The organism is Psychrobacter lutiphocae DSM 21542, from assembly GCF_000382145.1.
In the GTDB taxonomy this organism is placed as follows: Bacteria; Pseudomonadota; Gammaproteobacteria; order Pseudomonadales; family Moraxellaceae; genus Psychrobacter; species Psychrobacter lutiphocae.
In genome coordinates, this window is sequence record NZ_KB907634.1 from 42989 (window position 1) to 61302 (window position 18314).

Here is an 18314-nt window from a genome sequence, read left to right on the forward strand (position 1 = left end):
GTTCTGCACTATGCATGAGAACAGAAATAGCAAAGCACTGCTTTGCCTGTTCGCAAGGGGAGAGCTGTGCTCGAGTTAGATGTATCGATAAAAAATTAGTCACAAAAAACGGAGCCTGATTTATCAGACTCCGTTTTTTACAATAAAAATTAGTAAAAAAAAATAGCATTTATACTAGGCGCTACGACGCTCAAGGCCACGTTGGTACCAGTCACGACCTTTTTTACCGCAATTGTCACGTATATACAGCTTTAGCTCACGAGTTTTTTTATTGAGCTCACGTAACTCAAATAATAGCGTCTCCTTTTGCTGCTTCATATTTGCACGCTCAAGCTTCGCTTCCTGAAAAAAGCCACGTATTACATTCAGCTGCTGACGAATCTCAGCCTTCTTAGCGCCTTTTGCCACATCACGTTGCTTTTTAAGCGCAATGATTTGCTTCACAAAGCCATCGATACGCTGATTCAACATAGTCAGCATTTGCTTTTGAGCATCATAGAGCGCAAAGGCTTCATTAGCAGTAAGCACCGAGTTATGGTGCAAGTCAATGTGCTTATAATAGTCACGGGCTGCTTGATTGGCCTGGCGATAGCTATTTAACTGGCCTTGGCGCTGTTCTATCTCACGTGATAGACGACGTGCGCTGCTATGATAGCTGTTCATCGCTGATTGTTCAGCGCTAGATAACCATGCATAAGCAATAACACCAACGGCGGCTGCACCTAAGACATATAACATAAGATACTCCTATAACCAATCTTATTACAATCAGGATAATAAAAACACGACTGACAACCAAAAGCCTCACTGCCAGTGATGAGCAAAAGATCAATGGCTAAGGCTTTTCGCACCCAGCAAGCGACTCCTAGCTTGAGCCCACATCAGTAAAGGTGCGTGGGCCCTCAAAATTTGCATCGCAGCTGTGTATAAATGCCGAATGGTTTTGGCTGTTGAGCTGATTCTGCGCCTCGTAAAGCTGGGCTTTATTCGCATGTAAGCGTTGCAGTTCTTGTGTAAATAAGGTTTTATCCTCAATGCCATATTCAGGTTGCATCATCGCTGTCAGCAGCTTTGCTTCTAGCTGTTCTAGGTGAGTGAAGCGTTGCTCAATTATAGCTAACGACTGCTGGTTGGCTTGCATGACCTGCTTATAGTTTTCACCCATTTGGTTTATCTTCTCCATTTGTTGTGTATGAGCATCTGCTGCCACTTGTTTTGCTAGTTCGGTTTCACGCAGCATCTTTTCATACTCTAAGGCAATCTCTTCACTTTTTTGTTGAATCTGCTGCATGGTGATACGTGCTTTGACGCACTCAGTAACCAACTGCACGGCATGAGGTGATACGCCAACCATCAGATCATGGGTCGCCTGACGTTTCTGTTTTTCAAGCTCTATAGCCGCCTGTTTATTGGCGTTACGCATATCAACCGTTTTTGATACGATAGGTGCAAGTGTAGTTATGGCTTGAACTGCGACAGCGTATGACATAGTCAATCTCCTCTATAATTTATAAATCGTTTGTACGTCGTGCTAAGTTATTTGTTTATCTTTCAGTGGTTACCATAATAACCTAAGGTGTCTTTTTTTGAGCTTATGGCAAGCTTACCGACTCTCATAAGACACGTCCTAGTTGATATCAGTAAAAATATTTGGCTCGTCACGCATCTGATCGCACATGTGCGCATAGGCGGTCAATGACTGCTGGGCAATGCCATAGTGGTTTTTTGTCAGGTGCGACAGTTCGGTGCTAATGGCTTGATAAGTCTCTAGCATGAGCATTTTTACCTCATTGGGTAGGTTAGGCTGTGAAATATTGGCCATAATTTGATTGGCTCTGTCATTGGCTGCTTTGTACATCTGCATCGTGTCTTGTGATGCGCTGCGGTTATGTGCCAAGGTCAGGTTAAAGTTGGCACTTATTTGCTGCATCTTTTGCATTTTTAGGGCGTGCTGATTTTTCTCTTGCTGCATGGCCAGATCTGCTTGGCGATGCATTTGTTGACGTTGCATTTCAATCTGTATGGTGGCATGACGATATTCCATGATTGCGCTGCAAAGCTGTAAGCCTTCTTTGACAAGCTCTATGGCATGTGGGGCTGCTACAATTAATGCTCTTGACATACCGTTTCTCCATTTATTTTAGTGACTATTATCTTAGTAGCTATTATCTTAAGGACTGTCATCATCGTTATATAGAAGAGGTAGGGTGGTAACCTCAAATATCTGATGCCGACTATATATAACTTCTGAGTCAGTCCTGAGTTAGTTTTGATTGTCTAGCTATCTAACAATCTAAAGGCTCTAATCAGCACACCTTAGATAGGTTGTAAAGGTGGTGATTCCTGCTTGGTTAGGCGATTAAGGCTTTACGGGCGATAAAGCCAAAGAGCCCTCCAGCTACTGCTAACTTAGGAGCGCGTAAGGTTGCGATCACACCTACAATCAGAGTTAGATTGTTCACTTGCTGGCTTTTGTGCGTATCTTCAATGCACCAGTTAACAAAATGCTCGCAGTTGTTAAACAACAGATGATATTTATCTTCATTTAAACGAGATTTTGCACGCTCAATAATGTGCTTGGCAGAGTATTTGCGCTTCGGATGCGATAGCACATAGGTTGGCTTTTGTTGGGAGAACTTTTCAAAGCTGGTGATTTCAACTTTGCCAGCTTTAAAGCCTTCACAGAAGCCTGCGTAATGGATGACTTTATTACGGCCAAGATAGATACCATGATGGGTATAGCCTAGGCGTTTGGTCACTAAGTGATCACCTACTTTGATATCTTTTAATTGAGTTTGAGTTGTCATCCAGCACACTCCTGTTAACCAAAACCAATTTAGGGCTTATTTTATTTATAGAGCTGATGCCAAGGTGACATCACAAGTTTGTCGAGTTGTCTATAAATTAGGTGTCACGTTTTTAATTAGTAACTAGCAATTAGTGATTGGTAATTAGCGATTAATAGTTATCATTTATTACTTATAAGTTAATAATTATTAATGAATAGTTAGTAAGTTAACGTTTGACAATTAAGGTTTGGATAAAAGAGTTGTTATTGAGTGCGTGGTGTATTTGTTTGCTTATAGGGTGTTGCTGTTTTGATTGTTGAGTTAAGGGTTTGTGTTATCAGATTAGTAAGTGCTCCAAATCAATATAGCGACCTGCTTTTTTATTAATGTCTCAGATGATTTTAGATTTGGGCTTTAACAGTGCTTGTTGACTTTCTATGAGTGTATAGTACAAAAAGTTGGAGTTTTTAGGGTGGGTTGGCAAGCTTGCGGTAAAATTTCAAAAAGTGAAAAAAGCGTTGGCGACCTATGATATGCTAGGCTTCTGCCAGCGTTTTGAAATTTGACATCGCTAATTTTGTCCTCTGGATACTATATGCGGTGTGGCTTTGAAAATGGCAGGTTCTGCACTATGCATGAGAACAGAAGTAGCAAAGCACTGCTTTGCCTGTTCGCAAGGGGAAAGATGTGCTCGAGTGGCGGCTGATGCTAAAATCGCCCTAGACAGTATTACAAATCTAGCTAAGGTCTAGACATTATCTAGATTTGCGCCTAGTTTAGAACAATTTTAGCTATCAGCAGTGCTAATGTTTGAATATTCAACACACCCTAAGCAAAGCGAGTAAAGTTTTTTATTTGATCAATACCAAAGCTATCAGCGAAAGATGTATAAAAGTCTTTAAGGTTTTTGCAGGTTGCAAGTATATTGATATATTCATCCCATTTTTTAAAAAATGGTGTTTAAAAGCGTCACTACTGTTTTGTTCGTCTGGCGTCAACGCCAAAATTATATTTTTAGAACCTGCAATTAATTGGACTCTATCAATTTTTTTAATATTATTGATCAACGATATTTGCTTTGCTTACTGGTTGCAACTTGGCATTTGTTTTTAAAAACACCTGCCCGGTGACAGTCTTATATAAAGCACACACCATAATTACCATGCCCAGTAGCCCTAGTGCAGGATAGAGAACGTTAATTAAAGTACTAAATGGGAGTAATGAAGCTAACAGTGACAAAGCAACTAAGCTAATAGTCAAGGTACGAAACTTGACAGGATGATGCTTAGAGTCATAAAAACGAATCACACAGCCATACAAGTTAGTCACTGCTGTGGTAAACACTGCAATGACCAATACCAGGCTAAATAAAATACCAACTAAAGGACTAATATTTTGTGCAATTTGCAAAAAAGGAATCTGGTATTCAATCACATTGTTTAAATCTGATAAAAGCGCCAAGGTGATAAATAGTAAACACATACCTAAGGCAACGCCACCGATAATGCCTGCTTTACGCAATACTTTTAAGCTAGGCTCCTTGCCACCAATGGCAGTCAAGGTTGATGTCGCCAAGCTGACATTATACGATACATAGACCACTGCCGATGTCCACCACAGAGGGGTGGCTAAGGTTGGTGTTAGGTTTTGTAAGCTGTTATCAACTGTTGCCAACTGATCATAATGTTCATTTAAGGTAACCAAAGAGATGGCAATCACACTAAAGATAATAACAGGAGAGACAATCCCCAAAGCTCGCACCGAAGATGAAAAACCAAAGACAACTGTGGCCAAAGTCATAGCAGCAATAATGAGCTTCCCTGTCATCACTGACAACCCCCAGTATTCATTAATCGCCGCCCCACCACCTGAAAACATGATACTGACACAACCAAACATAAAAAATAGCAGCACATAGTCACCGATAAAGGCCAGTTTTTTGCCACACAAATACTCCAATACGTCTCTATGGCTACAAGTTTGTAAACGATTGCCAAGCTCCATAAAGACTGAGCCATACCAGATAAACATCAAAGTTGTAATAATGGCGCCAACAATGCCAATCAGACCATAACCAGAAAAAAACTGCATGACCTCTTGGCCGCTTGCATAACCTGCTCCAATGACAGCACCGACATATACGCCTGCGTAACTGAATGCCTTAATAGCTGGGTTTTTTATTTCCATCATCATATCCCTATTTTGATTATTAGTAGAGTTTTTGTGAAAACAAACAAGTCTGTTGTAAGCTGTTGTAAGTTGCGACTGATTAAAAAACCGTTTTAACGTTCTTTGGTTACCTTTAACGTTCTTTGGTTAAACTGTATTAGGGGCTATATTAGCAGTAACTATGAATAAAACAAGGCACGCATTGAGGTTGCTTTATATTTGACCGTATAATACCTTTTCTGAAAAATAACCTATCTTTGTCAAATTCGCTAAACTGACTACTTGTAGCGCTTGCACTCATTTCTCTTGATATCTTAATTTTTAGATTTGGGTGTAAGTTTGGGGTTGCCATAACAAAGCGCCAGTTAGAATCTTATCTATCTGGCGCTTTATTGCTTTTTGTTTGTCACTTTTAGTTGTCTGTCACTTTTAGCACTTAGTTTTTGTCTATCTGGTTTCGGTGTTTATCTATCTGGAATGAGCTCACCAGTAATTACAATAGGTACATTGGTGCCAAAGACTCTTGGGAAAGCAGTCACTCCATAGTCATGACGATTAACTTGTCCAGTGGCGGTAAATTTTAATACTGGCTGTTTGGTCACATTGTTATAGGCATCGGTCAATTTTACTTTGACCGTCAGCGGTTTGCTTTGACCTAAGGCAATAAAGTTACCTGATAAAGTGCCTTCTCTTGGTGAGGTTAAATTAACTTTGGAGGATACAAATCGTAACGTTGGATACTGCTTGGTATTTAGCAGTTCTTTGCGACGGATAAAATAATCACGTGCTTTAAGCTCTGTATCTATACTCTCAGTTTGTACCACAAAGTTAACTTTGGTATTTTGTGGGTTATTTTCATCAAAGTTAATACTACCTTCTATTTCATTAAATCTGCCTTTTAAGGTGGAGTTTCTAAGGTAGCTAACAGAGAAGTTGACTTTAGTTTTTGAGGCATCAAGCTTCCACTTTTGTGGTGGTGGTGAGGCCATCGCTTGATGGCTACCAGCACTCATTACTATGAAGGGTAGGCTAACAACTAAGCTGGTAAATATTGTTTTTTTCAAGGATCTTGTTTTTCTAAAATTCAAGGATCTTGTTTTTCTAAAAATAGGTAGTGCAATCACAGTCTTTGATGTGGCAGTAAAGGTTATCATTGGTGAGAGTTCCATTGCATTAGGTATTAGGTATTAGTTATTAGGTATTAGTTATTAGGTATTAATTGTGGGTATCTATTGTTGGACTGTTGCTTTTTGTTTGGGCATTGCTGTTGAGTTTGATGCAAGTTTATTTTTAAAGGTGAAAAAAGATTATTCTAGCACAGCAAAGGTAAAGGCAATGCTACTAGGCTGTAATAATTTGCTATAAGTAAATGGTGGTTATGCTTAACCTGGTACTGATTGACAGCGTTGTATAGTCACAGCATAAAAGAGTTACAGCGTTAACCTCGCTAAGCCTACATTTGTAGTACTTACGCTCGGTTGCCTTGTAACTTAATTATCTGACTGCGACTATATCTGACTACAACTATAACTAACATTTGCCGAGAAGTTTTAATTTTTATATGAATTTAATATAAATGTTATGTTATAATATATCATTTAGTGCTATTAACCTATCTGTTGGTATAGTCATTGTTTGTATTTAATCTTACTGTATTTAATCTCACTATATTTTATCTAAAGCTCCACTCAATCTGAGTAGGGGTGACTCAGTCTTTTTAGCATATCTATCTTATTTTGTTATTTGTGACTGAATATAACTGGAAAAAATTTCATGAAAATTAACCCACAGTACAAGAAGCAATCTATTGCAGCTTCTTGCCTATTATGTGCATCCTATGCTTTTGCAAATGAGACATTAACTGGACTACCCTCGGTCACACTTGACCCCATTACTGTCAAGGCCTCTCGTGACACAAAGATGGTGTTTTCAGGAGCCAGTACAACCTTAACAAAAAACAGTACTTCTTTTTTGAATGATCTAAAGCCACAGCAAGCTGTTTCTCTGGGGCAAACTGTAGAAAAGATTAGTGGAGTGCAAAATAATAGCTTTGGGCCAAATAATGGCATACCCCAAATTCGAAGTTTTACTGGATCGAGAGTGCAAATTACAGAAAATGATTTGGATATTTCTGGTGTTGCGGCCATTAGTGGGCATTTACCAATTAATATAAACCCTGCATTAGCAGAGGGCATCAGTGTTGATAAGTCATCAGCATCTGTATTGTATGGTGGTCATGCCATTGGCGGGGTGGTCAATGTCCAAAACGGGCAGATTCCCTCTAAGCTACCAGAAGAAGACTTGACCGGTACGGTAGAGGTGAGTGGTGGAAAAAATGCAACCACAGACATTGTATTTGGCTTAAATGGTAAGGTCGGCAGTTATGCCTGGCATTTAAGTGGATTAGATAGCAAGATATCTGGCTATGACATTCCAGGTCATAGTAAAGCAAGTGTCTGCTATGACCCTGATGAAATACGCGAAGGTAAAAATAGCTTACTGTTAGCGAGTTGTCAGATGATTGCAAAAACTGAAGACTTTTTTAATAAAGAATATTTTCCATATGTCGATAGTGCATACTTAGACAGTGGTAAAGCCTATTTAACAGAAAATGGCTTAAGCTTAGGTGATGTTTATTATGAGCATAAGCCTAACTCTCTATTTAGCAGTCATATTGTTGACAATCCTGACTATGATCCAGCGGTTACAGAAAGCAAGGGTACTCGATTTTTAGGAACAGAAGATATCGTGCCGACTACCTACGGAAAAATGACCAATAGTCATATACATCGCCAAAATATTTCCACAGGTGTAAGTTATATTGGAGATAAAGGATTTGTAGGAGCTGGTATCAGTCATCATAAAAATGAATATGGCATGCCAGGTTATGCGTCCTTAACTACTTGGACGGATAGCCAAAACGCCTTACAACCAGTCAATATTGATAGTAAACAAACTCGGGTATCGCTTGCAGCTGAGTATCAGCCAGAAATATATAATATTGATAAATTAACTGCAAAAATAGCCTATACCGATTCTGATAATGATGAGCTTTTGGGAAGTACTTTGGTTAGTCGTTTAAATAGTAAGCAGTTACAATCACGTTTTGAGCTTTCTAGTCATTTAAATGAGTTTATAACAGGTATTATTGGTGTGGATTTTAAAAACCAAGATATCGATGGTGAAGGAGAAGATAGATTTTTACCAGATACAAAATCAGATCAAATAGGTTTGTTTTTGCTACAAAATATTAACTGGGGAAAGTTGATGGCTAACTTTGGCTATCGCTATGAAAATGTCAAACATAATGCTTATTTTAATGATGATTATGAAGCCAGTCAGCATAACGAAATTAATACACGTTTTCAAAAGCGTAATACCAGCTTTAATTTAAATGATGGCTTTGTTGGATTTAGCTATCAACCATTAGATTTTATGACCTTAAAAACACGTTATAGCTATTCACAAAGAGCACCAAATGTGAATGAGTTATTTGCCAGTAACCGTCATTTTGCCATTTTAGTCGATGAGCACGGGGATCCCAATTTAAAAAAAGAGACTGCAAAAACCTGGGAAATAGGTACTGAGTTGGATTGGATGAATACCCTTTTATCTGCCAATTATTTTTTAACAGATTATGATGATTATATTTATTTGGGTCACTCTGGTACGACTAGCTCAGGAACCAATTTAAATAAAAAATATTGGCGACAAGCAGATACCAAAGTTAGTGGTTGGGAGCTTGAGTTAAGGAAATACTTTAATACTAATGGTTTTGGCGATATTGATTTCCGCTTATTTGCAGATTTGGTTAAAAACTATCCCTCAGATAAATTTGATACAGCACCAGATCCTAGTGATATCAAGCAGTGGAATAAATATACTCGTTATAAAAATGATGGTGAGTATATGCCTAATATGCCAACATCACGATATGGAATCGGTCTTGGTTGGGATGTTAGTAACTGGCGTCTGGGTGCAAGCTTAACTCATTATAAAAAACAAAAGTATCTAGCAAGCAATGTTAACAAAGAACCACAGTTACCAAGTTATAATATTTTGGATGCTTACGCAGGCTATAAATTTGAACCATCAAAATATGGTGATTATGAATGGTTTCTAGATGTTCGTAACTTAACAAATGAGGATGCTCATCCAAATAACTCTCCTATTAAGTATTTAACGCCTTTGGTTGGTCGTTCTGTTAGAACGGGTCTGCGTTGGTCGTTTTAAACACAGTCGTTTTAAATACGCACGTAACAAGTTAGCTTATCTCAAGCTTAACTCTTGATGTAGGTTATGTCTTTAGCCCAGAATTTTTTATAAAAAGCTTATGTTATTCTGGGTTAAAGGCATTGTATTTAATTAAAACTTAATGGGTCTATGGGTGAGTAATGGGTCTATGGGAGTTTAATGGGTTTAGTTTAACAGAATTGGTATTCTTTAATTTCAACTATTCTGACTGCGAGGATAGCTGCCTATCTTATATAACTTAAACCAATTCTTATGTAACATAAAACAATATACATGATTACAAATAATAATAATTCTTATTTACATTTAACATTAAATCATTATAATATACATCAATAACTTGAGCCTATATTATTGAAAAATTATTGAACAAAAACCAATTAACAAACTATAAATTAATTAATTATTAATTATATATATAGTTAGAAGCTGTGTGTTTATAACACTGAATAATCTGATTTGACTTTATTATGAATACATCACTAAATGACAGTTTAAGCTTTAATGTCACAAACACTCAAAAAGTGAAGTTGACTGTACTTTTGGTCGTTGTGACTATGCATGCAGCTCTTGCACTCCTATTGTCAACAATTGACGTACCGTTAAAACAAGAAAATAAGAAAATAGAGCCGATACAGATACAGCTGTTGTCATTAGCCCCAGAAGTAGAGGTGGAAACACTACCTCCTGAGGTTATCAAGCAAACCACACCTCAATCAGCTAAAACAGTCAAATCTCAGTCTAATTCAACTCCTGTTGTTGCCGATAGAGAACCAACAGTAGTACCAACGCCTAAGCCAGAAGTAGTACCGAAGGTTGAACCTAATACCCAGCCTAAACTTGAGCCAAAAAATGAGCCAAAAGTAACCTCTAAGGTTAAGCCTACAAAAACACCTGAGACAAAACTTGATAACCCACCAAAACCTGCCGAGACTGTGACACCAACGACACCAATAGAAACATCCTCTTTACCAAAAGCAGTGACGGTCGATAATAGCTCTAGAACCACAACTGTAATTTCTGCAAATGGATCAGATCAGGATAAGTCACATACGGCATCCAAAAATGCCGGTGGCGTAGAAAGCAAAGCATCACAACCTGTGGCAACCAACAATACAACTGGCTCAGCTAGTGCCACAAGCTCAAATGCAGGGGATACCTCTGGTAGTAGCTCAAATCCAGGGGAGTCAGGAGCAGTAGCATCAGGTCCAATACAAATTTCTGCGTCTCGAGCTAATGCCAGTTGGGTAAGTCAGCCACGATTTGAGCTACCTGATAGGGTGAATACTCCTAGAAATTCAGGCAAGGTTTTTTCGGTTATCTTGAAGCTTACCGTTGATAAGCAAGGTAAGATTACAAAGGCAGAGTTGGCTTCACCGTCAGGTAATAGGATCATTGATAGAGCGGCGCTTAGTGCTGTTAAGAGTGGGAGGTTTAGGCCTTTTAAGGAAAATAATGTTCCTGTGGTTGGTTTGGTTTATTTGCCTGTTGACTACCCAGTGCCCTAGTTCTAAGTATTGGGTATCAAAACCTTTGAATACAAAGTATTTGACGTAATTAAACGATAATTCAAAGAAAAACAATAAGTCAAAGAAAAAATAATTCAAAGAAAAACAATAACTCAAAGAATATTTAGACTGAATCGAGATTGATTGGATTTAGTATTGATTAAGAGTTAAATATATTCAAGTAAAATGAAGGATTTATTTATGGATTTTACAGCTTATTGGCAATACACTGATATCGTTACCAAGTTTTTATTTTTTAGCTTACTTGTGTTGTCCATTGCCTCTTGGGTAATTGGTTTGTTGCGTATTTATTATAGTAAACAACAAAAAAATAAAGTAGCCGATGAGTTGACTCAGGCCGTTAATGCTCAGCATACTAGCCTAGTAAGTCTCTCAAGTACCGAGCGAAAAACTGTTGTTGAACAAACCTTAATGCAAGAAATTGGGCGTGTTCGCTTTGAGGGTGAAAAAGGTATGGCAGTACTGGGAACGACTGCTGCCATTGCCCCTTTTATTGGCTTATTTGGTACTGTATGGGGGATTTTTCATGCGCTGCATAATATTGGTGAGACAGGACAGGCAGGCTTAGGACAAGTAGCAGGACCAGTTGGTGAGGCACTGATTATGACGGGTTTAGGTCTGGCAGTGGCGATACCAGCTGTTATCTTTTATAACATAGGACTGCGTATCAATCGCAAAACAATGTTTGCTGCTCATGATACCGCCTATGGTTTGCTTGGAGCAACGGCTAAGGGTATCAATGCACAGGAACCGACACAAACCATAAGCGCACAAAGTGCTAAACAAGTTTCCGCTCAGACAAATAATAATAGCTTGAATACTTCAACTGCCAATTCGTAATCTTGCAACCTTTCAAGGTGTGTGCTGATTAACATAGGAGTAATATATGGCGTTTCAGCTCGGTGATGATGACATGCAAGGCATGAATGAGATGAACCTCATTCCTTTGATTGATATCATGTTGGTGTTGATGATTATTTTTTTGGTGACAGCAACTGTCTTGAATCCGACAGTAGCATTAGATTTACCAAAAACCAGTGCTAGTGTCCAAGAACAACCACCTAAGATAATACAGATTAGTGTAGATGAAGATGCTGGTGTATTTTGGGAAAGTGAGCCTATTACGCTAGAGCAGCTACAAGCTCGTTTGGCCAGCGAAGGAAAGGGAGATAACCAACCCTCGATCTATTTGCGAGCAGACAAGGATGCACGCTATGAAACAGTTGCGCAGATTTTGGCGTTGGCTAGTGAGGCGCAGTTAACGAAGATTGCCTTTGTAAATGAGTAGGATCTGTTGAGTTTTTACCACATTCTTCTACGAAGATGACTGCTAAACAAGTACTAATAATATATATAAATAAGTAGTGATATACGTGAATATTTATAAGAAACAAGCCCATGTATGTATGGGCTTGTTTTTTTATAATATATGTAGTCAGCAATAATCTTTACTAATAGTCATCAATAAATCACCATTAGGCTATCAATAAGTATTTAATAAGTCCTTACAGCTTTAATTTTTTTGATGCTTCGAGTAGATTTTCAAGCTCTACTTTGCGAGCTAAGATTTCAGCTTTTTTATCATCAGCTTCAAGGATTATTTTTTCAGCATCTTCGACATCCTTTTCAATAGCTTTAATCAGCTTATCTGTATTCTTAATTTCATCTCGTAAGCCTTGGATAACCGCAGTCATATCAGAAGCAACCGATTCTGTCTTATTTTTACGCATTTTTTTGTTATATTGAGTACGCCAACTAGAGATAGTACCTTCATTTAAGTTATGGACTGTCGCCAAATCTGCAATGCTGACATTTAAGCTGTCATCAAGCAGTTGCTCAATGATTTTGTCACGATATTCTGGAGCATATTTGCTCTTACCTTGCAAGGTTTTGGTTTCTAATGCTGGAAAGGTAGGGATGTTTTTTGGATTTGATGTATTCATAATATCTATTCTCGATATAAGTTTAAGGTGGGTTTGTTACTCATTGCCTGACTTGATACTTATAGCATTTAGTATATTTAGCATTTTGTTTGTGGGTTAGCTTGTTTTTAATACAATTCATATTTTTGGTGAACAAAATAAAAAAATATATTTAAAATAACCCCCATCTTTTAGCTTGATTTAGGTTTGTAAACAATATTATTTTATGTGCTATAAAAATATTGTATAACAAGTATCTAATAAATCAAGTCAATGCTGTGCAAGCTCATTTTAATACGAATTATGTTTGATGCAAGAGCTGGTTTTATCATAGTTTGTATTAAAAATATTACAACAAGACTAGATCTAAGCATGATATCGCTGTAATCTTCACCTCTTACTTCTTATACCTTTTCTAAAAAACAACCTATCTTTGTCAAACTCGTTGAACCTACTATATGTAGCGTTTGCACTCGTTTTCCTCGATAGCTTAATTTTTAGATTTGGTATTATTACTTCTTTCCTCGATATTTTTGCTGTGGTAATTTTTATTAAAAAATACTGACAAAAAAGATATGTGTGTTGTGCTGTTTTTTGAATTATAGGGATTAACAGTCTCTCTCTTTTTTTAATGTTTTTATCTTTTAATAAGTATTATGTTTAAATAAAAAGACGTACTTATGCTCTTTATAGAGCCTTATATGCCTTATATGCCTTTTAGTCTGATGGTGTCGTTACTTGCAGATTGAAAGTAGCCTATAATATAAAAAGTAGCTTATAATATAAATAGTAATACCTTTTCTGAAAAATAACTTATCTTCGTTACACTCGCTAAACCTACTACTTATAGCGTTTGCACTCGCTTTCCTCGATATCTTAATTTTCAGATTTGGTATAAATAATTCGATAGAACACAAAAAAAAGAACGCCTATGGTTAAAGCGTTCTTTTTGAGTATGTTGTTGAGTATGAGTATGTTATTGAGTATTTTTACTGTTTAATCTATTGTCATAAATAGCATGTCATTTGCAACATAAGTACAAGAGTTAAGACTCAAGCTTAGCTATTAACTCATCACGGCCAAGTAGCTGCTTTTCACCATCAAGACGGCTAACATATTCATACTTATCTTCTGCTAAGTTACGATCAGATACTACGATACGATGTGGCACGCCGATCAGCTCAAGGTCTGCAAACTTCACCCCAGGGCGCTCATTGCGATCATCAAGCAATACGTTTAGACCTTTGGCCTTAAGCTCTTCATATAAGGCTTCAGCGGTGTTCATTACCGTATCTTCTTTGGACTTCATTGGCACAATGGCAATATCAAATGGTGCAATAGAGTCTTTGGCATCGGGTGTTTTTGCCCAGATAATACCATTGTCATCGTGATTTTGCTCAATCGCAGCAGCAATAATACGGCTCACACCGATACCATAACAGCCCATCATAGGTGTGACTGGCTTGCCGTCTTCGCCCATGACCGTACAGTTTAGCGCTTTTGAATATTTGTCGCCCAGCTGGAAGATATGACCAACTTCAATACCACGTTTGATGCTAAGCGTGCCTTTACCATCTGGTGACGGATCGCCATCGACTACGTTACGGATATCGACCACTTTGGTAATCTGTGCATCACGCTCCCAGTTCATGCCTGTGGTGTGCATGTCATACTCATTGGCGCCTGACACGAAGTCTGCCATAGCAGCAGCGGCACGGTCTACAAACACAGGAATGTCTAAATCAACACTGATATAGCCTTTTTTTAGACCAGCAGCCTTCATCTCTTCTTCGGTAGCGAAGGTCAGTGGTGTATCTACTTCGGCGATTTTTTCAGCTTTAATTTCGTTTAAGGTATGGTCGCCACGTACTACTAGGGCGATTAATTGTGGCTCACCTTGTGTGCCATCCTCATTGATCTGATGACCTTTTACAATCAAGGTTTTAACCGTTTTTTGTAGTGGAATGTCCAAAAACTTGGCCAAGTCTTCATTGGTTTCCACTTTTGGGGTAGAGACGTTGGCTTTTTCTTCAGAAGGTGCGGGACGCTCTTGAGTCCAAATGGCTTCAGCCAGCTCAACGTTGGCGGCAAAATCAGAGCCATCAGAGAAAGCAATCGCATCTTCACCACTGCCTGCTAATACATGAAACTCATGCGATGCCGAACCACCGATAGAACCGGTGTCTGCCAATACCGCACGGAAAGTTAGCCCTAAGCGGTTAAAGATACGGGTATAAGCGTCATACATCTCTTGATATGTTGCCTCTAATGATGCTTGGTCAATGTGAAATGAGTAGGCATCTTTCATGGTGAATTCACGAGCACGCATGATACCAAAGCGTGGACGAATCTCGTCACGGAATTTGCTTTGAATTTGGAAGAAAGTCATTGGCAACTGTTTGTAGCTGCGCAATTCGCCACGGGCTAGGTCGGTGATAACCTCTTCATGAGTTGGGCCTAGGACAAAATCACGGTTATGACGGTCTTTAAAGCGTAGTAGCTCAGGACCATAATCCTCAAAACGACCAGACTCTTCCCACAGCTCGGCTGGCTGAGTCATTGGCATATAGACTTCTTGTGCACCGATATTTTGCATCTCTTCACGCACAATTTTCTCTACTTTTTGCAATACTTTAAGACCCATAGGCAACCATACATATAGGCCAGAGGCAAGCTTACGGATAAGCCCAGCTCTTAGCATCAGCTGGCTTGAGACGATGTCTGCATCACTTGGATTTTCTTTTAACGTGGCAAATAAAAATTGACTGGCTCTCATAATGAACTCGACTTGTTGTAGTAAAGTGACATCCTGACTTTATTTGGTCATTTGTGTCAGTGTTAGTTAAAGTTAGCGATTGACACCATCTTTTTTATCAAATCGCTAGTACCTAGGTATAAGTGGTATAAGTTAAGTGGTATAAGTAAAGTAGCCTTTGTCAGTGGGACTTATCAGTTTTATATAACCCCTAAACACAAAGACAATTGGTTGCTCTTGCTATTTGTTCTATTTGACCTAATTATAATATATAAATACTGCTATCAAGTCGAAAGCAGTCTCAAATTTAGATAACCGCTAATTATAACCTTAATGATGATAAATTATGAATAACAAAACACAAAAAGTGGCAAAAACCGCAAAAACCAATGGTATTTTTTTAAAACTAATCCTTCTACTGGTTATTATTGTGTTAAGTGTCTTGCTATGGCAGCAGTTTAACAAAGGTAACAACACTCAAGTTCAAACCCTTAGCCGTGAGGGTGTGGTCAGTCGTATTCAACAGCTTAATCGACTAGAGACAGTGGCGTATAATGTTGATACGGTCATTACCAGTCAGCAACAAGGCTCGTGGCAGCGTTTGTGGCAAGACGAGCAAAAGGGGCTGTTTATTGCTCGTGGTCGTGTGGTCGCTGGAGTCGATTTAAGTACATTAAGTCCAGAAATGGTACAAGTATCTGAACCAACAGCGCAACAAATCGAAAATGCCAAGCAACAAGCGGTCGCAGACGGCAGAGAAGGAGGTACTTTAACCTTGATGCCGAATGTGATGATTACGGTGCCACCAGTGGAAGTGTTCACTGTGTATCTAGATGATGTCGAAGTCTATGACTGGCAAGCGGGCGGGTTTTTTGGCATGAGTAAGGCTGAGCCTGAGATTTTAGCACAAGCACAAGCCAGCGCTAAGCAAGAGGTGCTAAAACGTGCCTGTGCTGATGGGGTAATGCAACAAGCGGAAAGCAATGCCAAAACCGCAGTTGAGCAATTGTTTGCGATGACAGGTGCAGAAGTTACTGTCGCTACGCAAGGCTCAGGGGCGTGTCAGCCAGTGGATTAAGACGCACTGTTTTAAAGCCTTTCTTTCCTTAGGTTTAGCTGGTTATTTAGGTTTAGCTGACTATTTAGGTTTAGCTAACTATTTAGGTTAAGCTGGCTATACGTCTAGCTGACTGTTAAGTCAGGCACTACTTGCCAGCTTTAAACTGCCCAATGGCATACAGCCTCGCTTGCTTATGCTCAACCATAGGGGTAGGGTAGTTCACATTGTTATATGCGCCTTGAGGGCTAAGCGCCTGACGTAGCTTGTGTTCATCATGTAATATATTGGCAGGTATTTGAGCAAGCTCTGGCAGCCAAGTTTTTATAAATAATGCGTCTTTGTCATGCGTTTTGGCTTGGCTAAATGGATTCATAATCCGAAAATAGGGCGCAGCATCTGTGCCGACAGAAGCGCTCCATTGCCACCCCCCATTATTAGAGGCAAAATCTCCATCAATTAAGCGCTGCATAAAGTATCTTTCTCCCCAGCGCCAATCGATAAATAAATCTTTGGTTAAGAACATGGCGGTTACCATACGTAAGCGATTGTGCATAAAGCCAGTCTGATTGAGGCAGCGCATGGCAGCATCGACTAAGGGTACGCCAGTTCTTCCTTGACACCAGACTTGAAAGTCGTCCATATCATAAGACCAAATGACTTTTTTATCGGCTTGTTTGTTGTAGGCTGTTCCTTTTACAATATCTGGTCTATCCACGATAACATGACGATAAAAATCACGCCAAGCCAATTCGCTTATCCAGCGCTTCACATCGGTAGCTGATGCGTCACCACTTTGGTTTTGACTAAGTTGCTTACTTGCCATGTGATAGCACAGTCTTGCGCTCAGGCTACCGACAGTTAAATACGCAGACAGATGGCTGGTTGAGTTGTCAGCAGGCTTGTCACGGGCAGTATCGTAGTTTGTTATATCCTTTTTAATAAAGCTTTTTAGTCGTTTTTTGGCTGTGTACTCACCTGCAGGGTAGTCTGTATTGGCTTGTTTGAGTAGTGTGTCTAGCGTGGATTGTGCTAGTGTGTAGTGCTGTTTAAACAGCACTAGTGTTTGTTGATGATAATCATCGATTTGTGTTAATAACCTGTCTAAATTATCTGTACTATTAGGTTTAGAGTCACTATTAGGTTTAGAGTTACTATTTCTTGATCTGGTTATTGATCCAGTTATTGAGCTGGGCGCCTCATATACTTCAACTGGACTTGCCGTTAAGATAGACTGCCATTTTTTATAAAAAGGGGTAAATACTTTATACAAAGTATCGTCATTGGTTTTGACCGTATTTGGAGGTAGGATACATTGATCGTGAAAGAGGTTAAATTCAATGTCTTGTACTGCCAGCTGTGCTGTTAATCGTTGATCACGATGCTGTTCATTGATTTCGTATTCGATATTGGCAAATACTTGTGTGATATCATGGTCGTTACAAAACTGCACAATCTCATTAATACTGCTAGCAAAGCTGTCAGAGTAGATGAGGTGTAGGTAAACTTCTAGTTCATTAGCGAGGGTAGTGGCGAGCTGTTTTAATGTCCTAAAAATAAAATCCATTTGTAGCACTGACATACCCTGATTAAGCCACTGCTTAGGGGTTAGGGTGTATAATGCTAAGACTTTTGGTACTGGTAGATCGTTCGTTTTATTTTTATGCTTTTCGTGTAACGCATCTTTTAGCTTATCAAACAGTACCGATAGCGCTGTATTATCATGAATGCGCAGGTCACGGCGAAACCACATTAAATAACTTGTGGGTTGATAACGATTAGAAACTGACATAAATTAACCTTAATCCTTAATGGTAACTGTAACTTTTAACTGCTCAA

14 protein-coding genes are annotated in these 18314 nt (G+C 38.9%); 5 read left to right on the top strand and 9 right to left on the bottom strand.

The window, feature by feature from the left end; all coding sequences use genetic code 11:
• Positions 1-174: 174 nt before the first annotated feature.
• The 6 genes from H140_RS0106590 to H140_RS0106625 all read right to left on the bottom strand — a co-directional run bounded on the left by H140_RS0106590 (position 175) and on the right by H140_RS0106625 (position 6022).
• Positions 175-738: a hypothetical protein gene (locus H140_RS0106590; protein ID WP_019672872.1), complete on the bottom strand. Its 564-nt coding sequence runs from the start codon at positions 736-738 to the stop codon at positions 175-177.
• A gap of 127 nt (positions 739-865) precedes the next feature.
• The gene (locus H140_RS0106595) at positions 866-1489 is read right to left on the bottom strand and encodes a hypothetical protein (protein ID WP_019672873.1); all 624 of its coding nucleotides are present in this window, start codon (positions 1487-1489) and stop codon (positions 866-868) included.
• 138 nt (positions 1490-1627) lie between these two features.
• Positions 1628-2122: a hypothetical protein gene (locus H140_RS0106600; protein ID WP_019672874.1), complete on the bottom strand. Its 495-nt coding sequence runs from the start codon at positions 2120-2122 to the stop codon at positions 1628-1630.
• A 229-nt stretch (positions 2123-2351) separates the two neighbouring features.
• Positions 2352-2807 (bottom strand): lecithin retinol acyltransferase family protein, encoded by a 456-nt coding sequence (locus tag H140_RS14150; protein WP_019672875.1) that lies wholly within the window; start codon positions 2805-2807, stop codon positions 2352-2354.
• A gap of 1038 nt (positions 2808-3845) precedes the next feature.
• Positions 3846-4976 (bottom strand): YkvI family membrane protein, encoded by a 1131-nt coding sequence (locus H140_RS0106620; RefSeq protein WP_019672878.1) that lies wholly within the window; start codon positions 4974-4976, stop codon positions 3846-3848.
• 446 nt (positions 4977-5422) lie between these two features.
• Positions 5423-6022 (bottom strand): YceI family protein, encoded by a 600-nt coding sequence (locus H140_RS0106625; RefSeq protein ID WP_026348904.1) that lies wholly within the window; start codon positions 6020-6022, stop codon positions 5423-5425.
• 709 nt (positions 6023-6731) lie between these two features.
• Here H140_RS0106625 and H140_RS0106635 point away from each other — a divergent pair.
• From H140_RS0106635 to H140_RS0106650, 4 genes are all read left to right on the top strand, one after another.
• The gene (locus tag H140_RS0106635; protein WP_019672882.1) at positions 6732-9191 is read left to right on the top strand and encodes a TonB-dependent receptor; all 2460 of its coding nucleotides are present in this window, start codon (positions 6732-6734) and stop codon (positions 9189-9191) included.
• 491 nt (positions 9192-9682) lie between these two features.
• A complete protein-coding gene (locus H140_RS0106640; protein WP_019672883.1) occupies positions 9683-10720 on the top strand; it encodes a TonB family protein in 1038 nt (345 codons plus the stop codon).
• A gap of 201 nt (positions 10721-10921) precedes the next feature.
• Entirely contained in the window at positions 10922-11581 is a 660-nt protein-coding gene (locus tag H140_RS0106645; RefSeq protein ID WP_019672884.1) for a MotA/TolQ/ExbB proton channel family protein, read from the top strand.
• Positions 11582-11627: 46 nt separating this feature from the next.
• Complete coding sequence (locus H140_RS0106650) at positions 11628-12029, top strand: ExbD/TolR family protein (protein ID WP_019672885.1); 402 nt, start codon at positions 11628-11630, stop codon at positions 12027-12029.
• 217 nt (positions 12030-12246) lie between these two features.
• Here the strand turns inward: H140_RS0106650 and H140_RS0106655 are convergent, their stop codons facing one another.
• A complete protein-coding gene (locus tag H140_RS0106655) occupies positions 12247-12684 on the bottom strand; it encodes a transposase (protein WP_019672886.1) in 438 nt (145 codons plus the stop codon).
• 1024 nt (positions 12685-13708) lie between these two features.
• On the bottom strand, positions 13709-15439 hold the full coding sequence (locus H140_RS0106660) for a proline--tRNA ligase (RefSeq protein ID WP_019672887.1): 1731 nt from the start codon (positions 15437-15439) through the stop codon (positions 13709-13711).
• A gap of 325 nt (positions 15440-15764) precedes the next feature.
• Here H140_RS0106660 and H140_RS0106665 point away from each other — a divergent pair, with 325 nt between their 5' ends.
• A complete protein-coding gene (locus H140_RS0106665) occupies positions 15765-16496 on the top strand; it encodes a DUF4230 domain-containing protein (RefSeq protein WP_019672888.1) in 732 nt (243 codons plus the stop codon).
• Between the two features lie 127 nt (positions 16497-16623).
• Here H140_RS0106665 and H140_RS0106670 read toward each other — a convergent pair whose 3' ends face one another.
• Positions 16624-18267, bottom strand: a complete 1644-nt coding sequence (locus H140_RS0106670) for a cryptochrome/photolyase family protein (protein WP_019672889.1) — start codon at positions 18265-18267, stop codon at positions 16624-16626.
• Positions 18268-18314: the final 47 nt, after the last annotated feature.